Origin of the sequence: Saccharothrix sabaoui, from assembly GCF_051756985.1 — a bacterium.
In the GTDB taxonomy this organism is placed as follows: Bacteria; Actinomycetota; Actinomycetes; order Mycobacteriales; family Pseudonocardiaceae; genus Actinosynnema.
The window spans coordinates 1-6,628 of record NZ_JBPKJK010000277.1; the positions used below are offsets into that span (position 1 = coordinate 1).

6 protein-coding genes are annotated in these 6,628 nt (G+C 72.6%); 5 read left to right on the plus strand and 1 reads right to left on the minus strand.

Going from position 1 to position 6,628, the window contains the following annotated elements:
- Positions 1–1,430, minus strand: a 1,430-nt coding sequence (gene argG, locus ACR807_RS40540) for an argininosuccinate synthase (protein WP_438926857.1), incomplete at its 3' end; no start/stop codon positions are given.
- Between the two features lie 583 nt (positions 1,431–2,013).
- Between argG and ACR807_RS40545 the strand changes: the two genes are divergently transcribed.
- The 5 genes from ACR807_RS40545 to ACR807_RS40565 all read left to right on the plus strand — a co-directional run bounded on the left by ACR807_RS40545 (position 2,014) and on the right by ACR807_RS40565 (position 6,556).
- Positions 2,014–3,804: a sensor histidine kinase gene (locus ACR807_RS40545; RefSeq protein WP_438926858.1), complete on the plus strand. Its 1,791-nt coding sequence runs from the start codon at positions 2,014–2,016 to the stop codon at positions 3,802–3,804.
- A gap of 116 nt (positions 3,805–3,920) precedes the next feature.
- Positions 3,921–4,340: a roadblock/LC7 domain-containing protein gene (locus ACR807_RS40550; RefSeq protein WP_438926859.1), complete on the plus strand. Its 420-nt coding sequence runs from the start codon at positions 3,921–3,923 to the stop codon at positions 4,338–4,340.
- Positions 4,337–4,693 (plus strand): DUF742 domain-containing protein, encoded by a 357-nt coding sequence (locus ACR807_RS40555; RefSeq protein ID WP_438926860.1) that lies wholly within the window; start codon positions 4,337–4,339, stop codon positions 4,691–4,693. Before ACR807_RS40550 ends, ACR807_RS40555 begins: the two co-directional genes overlap by 4 nt.
- The gene (locus tag ACR807_RS40560; protein WP_438926861.1) at positions 4,674–5,282 is read left to right on the plus strand and encodes a GTP-binding protein; all 609 of its coding nucleotides are present in this window, start codon (positions 4,674–4,676) and stop codon (positions 5,280–5,282) included. Before ACR807_RS40555 ends, ACR807_RS40560 begins: the two co-directional genes overlap by 20 nt.
- A gap of 80 nt (positions 5,283–5,362) precedes the next feature.
- Positions 5,363–6,556, plus strand: a complete 1,194-nt coding sequence (locus ACR807_RS40565; protein WP_438926862.1) for a cytochrome P450 — start codon at positions 5,363–5,365, stop codon at positions 6,554–6,556.
- Positions 6,557–6,628: the final 72 nt, after the last annotated feature.

Here is a 6,628-nt window from a genome sequence, read left to right on the forward strand (position 1 = left end):
TCCATGGCGGCGTGGTCGAGCAGCTCGTCGTCGGCGACCCGGCCCCGGGAGGCGATGGCCTCGGCGCCGCCCTCGGGCATCGCGCCGATGAGCTTGGTCGGGGTCACCTGCGAGGTGTTGATCAGCGTCGACTGCCTGCTGCCGACCAGGCCCAGCACGGCGTACTGCTCCAGCTTGGCGCGGGAGTCGGCGATGTCGAGGTTGCGCATGGTCAGCTGGCCGATGCGGTCGACCGGGCCGAACGCGGAGTCCTCGGTGCGCTCCATGGACAGCTTGTCCGGGTGGTAGCTGAACGCCGGGCCGGTGGTGTCCAGGATGGAGTAGTCGTCACCGCGCCGCAGGCGCAGGGTCACCTCGCCGGTGACCGCCGTGCCGACCCAGCGCTGGAGGGACTCGCGCACCATCAGCGCCTGCGGGTCCAGCCAGCGGCCCTCGTACAGCAGCCGGCCGAGCTTGCGGCCCTCGGTGTGGTAGGCGGCCAGCGTGTCCTCGTTGTGGATCGCGTTGACCAGCCGCTCGTAGGCGGCGTGCAGCAGCGCCATGCCCGGCGCCTCGTAGATGCCGCGGCTCTTGGCCTCGATGACCCGGTTCTCGATCTGGTCGGACATGCCCATGCCGTGCCGGCCGCCGACCGCGTTGACCTCCAGCACCAGGTCGACGGGGGAGCCGAACTCCTTGCCGTTGACGGACACCGGCCGGCCCTGCTCGAAGCCGATCGTCACGTCCTCGGGGGAGATCTCGACGGACGGGTCCCAGTGCTTGACGCCCATGATCGGCTCGACGATCTCGATGCCGGTGTCGAGGTGCTCCAGCGACTTGGCCTCGTGCGTCGCGCCCCAGATGTTCGCGTCGGTCGAGTACGCCTTCTCGGTGCTGGCCCGGTACGGCAGGTCGCGCGCCAGCAGCCACTCGGACATCTCGGTGCGACCGCCCAGCTCGTGGACGAAGTCGGCGTCCAGCCACGGCTTGTAGATCCGCAGCGACGGGTTCGCCAGCAGGCCGTAGCGGTAGAACCGCTCGATGTCGTTGCCCTTGTAGGTGGAGCCGTCGCCCCAGATCTGCACGTCGTCGTCGAGCATGGCGCGCACCAGCATGGTGCCGGTCACGGCCCGGCCGAGCGGGGTTGTGTTGAAGTAGGTGCGACCGCCGGAGCGGATGTGGAAGGCGCCGCACGCGAGCGCGGCCAGCCCTTCCTCCACCAGCGCCGCGCGGCAGTCGACCAGGCGGGCCAGTTCCGCGCCGTACGCCTCGGCGCGACCGGGCACCGAGTCGATGTCCGGTTCGTCGTACTGGCCGATGTCGGCGGTGTACGTGCACGGCACCGCCCCCTTCTCACGCATCCACGCGACCGCCACCGAAGTGTCGAGACCGCCGGAGAAGGCGATGCCGACGCGTTCGCCGGCGGGGAGTGAAGTCAGCACCTTGGACACGGTAGAAGTATGCACCACGGTGCATGATCATTCATAATCGGGGTACCGCAAGTCCCTGAGCAGGCCGGTCACCCCTCCTCCGGCGCGACCCGCGCACCGGACCGGCACGGCGGCGGACGCGGTCGGCGAACCCGGGGCGACACCCCTTCGCCGCGCAAATGCGGTCTCGCCGCCGACCCGCGCCGCCCAGTTGCACGAAATGCGCGAATACGCTCCCATCAGCGCAAACACCGCACCTTGTACCACGAACAGAGCAACGCCAATACGGAGAGCGAATCAGTACGTTCCTCACATTCGCTACCGGATTCGTTCACTTAGCCTCTGACCTGCGGTTTTGTTCGCCCACTGCGCTGATCGGCGTACACACGGGTGAACGTTCCTGCCGAGTCTTGACAGTCCGGACGGCGGTCGGCAGGCTAACCCCGCCGCGCGGCCCGGGAGTCGACGACCGCCGATCATCACCCGGTCGGGCCGACGAGGACCGAAAACAACAGGGCATTTCTTCCCACCGCCGGCAATGGTGTAGAACACCGTCGCGAAAGCGCGCACGCATGTCCCCCGATCGCCCGCGAGGACCTGATTGATGTCAGCACACACCCCGTCCAGCGATTCCCCGACGGGACCTCCGGCGCGACCCGCCGTCCTCGCCGCGGTGAGCACGCTGGTCGTCGCAGGCGGCCTGGTCGCGTGGGCGGTGCTCGCCGCACCGGAGCACGCGCGGCTCCTCGTCGGCGGGTGCGCCGGCGCGGCGGCGCTCGCGCTCGTCGTCGCCGTGACCGCCGCGGTGCGCCAGCGGACCGTCGCGCACCACTTCCGCGACCGCGCCGACCTGGTGGCCGCCGAGGCCGCCGACCTGGCCGACCGGCTCGCGCCCGCCCTCGTCGAACGGCTGCGCGCGGGCTCGGCCCCGCAGACCGCGCTCACCGAGGTCGAACTGCCGGTCAACCCCCACCACGAGCGCGTGCTGCGCACCCTCGCCGAGGAGGTCGGCCGGGGCGAGCGCACCCGGTCCGCCGCGATGGCCGCGTGCGGCAACGCCGCCGGCCGGATGCAGGCCCTGGCCACCAGCATGCTGGCCGACCTGCGCGAGATGGAGGAGCGGCACAGCGAGGAGGTGCTCGGCGACCTGCTCAAGCTCGACCACAGCACCGCCCAGGCCGGTCGCCTCGCGGACAGCATCGCCGTGCTCACCGGCTCGCGCTCCGGCCGGCGCTGGACCAAGCCGATCGTCATGGAGTCGATCCTGCGCGGCGCGGTCGGCCGGGTCAGCGCCTACCAGCGCGTGCGCACGCACTCCGCCAGCTCGTCGGCCGTCGTCGGCTACGCCGCGGAGGGCGTGATGCACGCACTCGCCGAGCTGGTCGACAACGCGTGCAACTTCTCCCCGCCCTCCGAGCAGGTCCACGTCTACGTGGAGGAGGTGCAGGCGGGCGTCGTCGTCACCATCGAGGACGGCGGCCTGGTCATGGGCGACCTGGCGCTGCGCCGCGCCGAGCGGCTGGTGTCCGGCGAGTCGCTGGACCTGACCGGCCTGTCCGGGACCCGGCTCGGCCTCGCCGTCGTCGGCAGGCTCGCCCGCAAGCACGGCCTCACCGTGTCGTTCCGGCCGTCCTCGCGCGGCGGCACCGGCGTCGTCGTGATGATCCCGCGCACCCTGATCACCGAGCCCCGGCAGGGCGGCGGCGGCCGGCGCCGTTCCGCGGCCCCGCCCGCCGAGGTCGGCGCGCCGGCCTTCGAGCCCGCGCTGGCGACCCTGGAGTCCCTGGGCCTGCCCACCCAGCACGTCCCGGACCGGCTCACCGCGCCCCAGCACACCACCGCACCCCAGGAGCCCGCCGCGCAGCCCGCCGACACCTCCGACGACGTGCCCGAGCAGGACACCCCCGACGAGCAGGTCGTGCTGCCCCGCCGCCACCGCGGCAGCACGCTCGGCTCCACGTTCCCCGGCGCGCCGCGCCGCCCGGTCGAACCCGCGCCGTCCCGCTCGGACGCGGGCAGCCGGTTCAGCGCGTTCCGCAACGCGACCCGCCCGGAGAGCCGCCCGACGCACAACAGCGCCCCCCAGAACACGGCTCCCCAGAACAACGCGCCCCAGAACAACGCGCCCCACGGCGGCCCCCAGCACGACGCGTTCCAGCACGAGGGCTCCCTGGCCGGCGCGCTCGGGGCGGACGAGCACGACCCGGGCGACCGCGACCACCCCCGCACCGACCACCTCGGCACCGACCGCCTCGACCTGGACCGCGTCGACACCGGACACGTCGACCTCGACCTCGGCCACGCCCCCGGCGTCGGCGGCTTCGGCGAGCCGGTCACCCGCCCGCACGACGAGGTCGAACCGCTGCGCGGCGAGGCGCCCCACTGGCCGTCCTGAGGCGACCGAGGACCACGCGCCCCCTCCCCCGCACCCCGCACCACCCCGACAGGATTGGAGGCAGGGGCCACGCACCCTGGCAGCGCAGGCCCAGGACCGCGGCCCCGACAGCCCGGATGAACACCACCGACCGCGACCTCGACTGGTTGCTGGAGAACCTCCTCGACAGGACCCCCGGCTCCCGCCACGCCCTGGTGCTGTCCAAGGACGGCCTCAAGCTGTGCCGCACCAGCGGCCTCTCGGTGGACCAGGCCGACCAGCTCGCCGCCATCTCCTCGGGGATGCAGAGCCTCGCCTACGGCGCGTCCGTCGAGTTCGGCGACGGCACGGGCGGCGTGCGCCAGTCGATGACCGAGTTCCACGGCGGCCTGCTGTTCATCGTCGAGGCCGGGCAGGGCGCCCACCTGGCCGTGGTCGCCGCGGACGACGCCGACGCGGGCGTCATCGGCCACAACATGAACGAGCTGGTCGAGCAGCTGGGCGACTACCTGTCGACACCGCCGCGCCAGGCCCCGTACAGCCCGCGACCGGCATGAGCCCGCGCCTCGACGACGAGGACCCGGACCGCCTCTACACCATCACCGGCGGGCGCAGCCGGGTCGACGCCGGGTCGGTCGACCTGGTGACGCTGATCGTCAGCGAGAGCGAGCCGTCGCCGGGCATGCAGTCCGAGCACGTCCGCATCCTGCGCACGTGCCGCCGCCCGACCGCCGTCGTGGAGCTGTCGTCGGACCTCGGTCTGCCGGTCAGCGTCGTGAAGATCCTGCTGTGCGACCTGCTGGACGCCGGCGTGGTGACCGCCCGCCACCCGATGAACCGCCGGACGCCGGACGAACTCCCCTCCCCGGAACTGCTGAAGCAGGTGCTCATTGGACTCCAGAACCTCTGACACGGCGGCGCGCGAACCGCTGCGCGCCACCGCCCACCACGGCCTCAAGATCGTCGTGGTCGGCGGTTTCGGCGTGGGCAAGACCACGATGGTCCGCTCGGTCAGCGAGATCAGGCCGCTGTCCACCGAGGAGACGATGACCAGCGCGGGGATCGGGGTGGACGACAACGACGCCGTGCGGTCCAAGACCACCACGACGGTCGCGTTCGACTTCGGCCGCATCAGCCTCGACGACGAGCTGGTCCTCTACCTGTTCGGCGCGCCCGGTCAGGAGCGGTTCTGGTTCCTGTGGGACCAGCTGTTCGCCGGGACGCTCGGCGCGGTCGTGCTGGTCGACACGCGGCGCGTCGAGGACTCCTGGTACGCCATCGACCGGCTGGAGCACCACGGCACGCCGTTCATCGTGGCGCGCAACGACTTCGGCGGTCCCCGCCACTCGCTCGACCAGCTCCGCGACGCCCTCGACCTGCCGTCCCACGTCCCCCTGGTCGACTGCGACGCGCGCCGGCGCGACTCCAGCAAGGCCGTCCTGGTCGCGCTGGTCAACCACCTCTTCGCCTTGTCCTCCGCCAGGGAGACCACGCCGTGACGCACCCGACCGACCTCACCGCGCCGACGCCGCCGCACGGGGCACCGCCGCCGGGGTGCCCCGCGCACGCCAAGCCCGTCGTGGCGCTGGAGGGGCCGCTGTTCCGGCAGAAGCCCGCCGAGCTGTACCGGCAGCTGCGGCGCGAGCACGGCCCCGTCGCGCCGGTGGTGCTGGAGGGCGGCATCCCCGCCTGGTACGTGATCGGCTACCGCGAGCTGCACCACGTGCTGACCAACGACCAGGTGTTCGCGCGCGACTCGCGCCGCTGGAACCAGTGGGACCGCATCCCGCCGGACTGGTCGCTCATGCCGTACGTCGGCCACCAGCCGTCGGTGATGTTCGCCGAGGGGGCCGAGCACCGCCGCCGGTCCGGGGCGATCAGCGACGCGCTGGGCGAGATCGACCAGTTCGAGCTGCGGCAGCGCTGCGAGGACGTGGCCGACGGGCTGATCGACCAGTTCGTGGTGTCCGGCCAGGCCGACCTGATGGCGCAGTTCGCGCACCCGATGCCGGGGCTGGTCGTGGCGAAGCTGTTCGGGCTGCCCGACGCGGACATCCCGAGGCTGGTGCGCGACCTCCAGACGTCCCTGGACGGCGGGGAGGACGCGATCCCCGCCTACGTGCGGGTCGCGGCGGCGATGCAGGAGCTGGTGCGCCGCAAGGCGATCATCCCCGGCCCCGACGTGCCGTCGCGGATGCTGGCCCACCCGGCGGGCCTCAACGAGGACGAGCTGACCAAGGACCTGCTGGTCATCATGGCCGCCGCGCAGCAGCCGACGTCCAACTGGATCGGCAACACGCTGCGGCTGATGCTCACCGACGACCGGTTCGCCGTCACGCTGTCCGGTGGGCGGCGCAGCGCGGGGCAGGCGCTCAACGAGGTGCTGTGGGAGGACACGCCCACGCAGAACTTCATCGGCCGCTGGGCCACCCAGGCGACCCAGCTGGGCGGGCAGCGCATCCGGCCGGGCGACCTGGTGATCATGGGGCTGGCGGCGGCCAACACCGACCCGCAGGTGCGGCCGGACCAGCACTCGGGCCCGTCGGGCAACCACGCGCAGATGTCGTTCAGCCACGGCGAGCACCGCTGCCCGTTCCCGGCGCCCGAGATCGCCGAGGTGATCGCGAAGGCGGCGGTGGAGGTGCTGCTGGACCGGCTGCCGGACGTGGTGCTGTCGGTGGGCGTGGACGAGCTGGTGTGGCGGCAGTCGGTGTGGATGCGCGGCCTGGAGTCGCTGCCGGTGGAGTTCACCCCGGCGTACATCACCCGCTGAAGCCCCGCTCACCGGAGCCCCACCCGCCGAAGCCCCACCCGCCGGAGCCCGCTCGCCGGGCCCCGCTGACCG

Excerpts from the sequence above, each read along its gene's own strand:
- ACR807_RS40555 (WP_438926860.1), top strand. The coding sequence starts at position 4,337 with ATGAGCCCGCGCCTCGACGACGAGGACCCGGACCGCCTCTACACCATC.
- ACR807_RS40545 (WP_438926858.1), top strand. The coding sequence starts at position 2,014 with ATGTCAGCACACACCCCGTCCAGCGATTCCCCGACGGGACCTCCGGCG.
- ACR807_RS40550 (WP_438926859.1), top strand. The coding sequence starts at position 3,921 with ATGAACACCACCGACCGCGACCTCGACTGGTTGCTGGAGAACCTCCTC.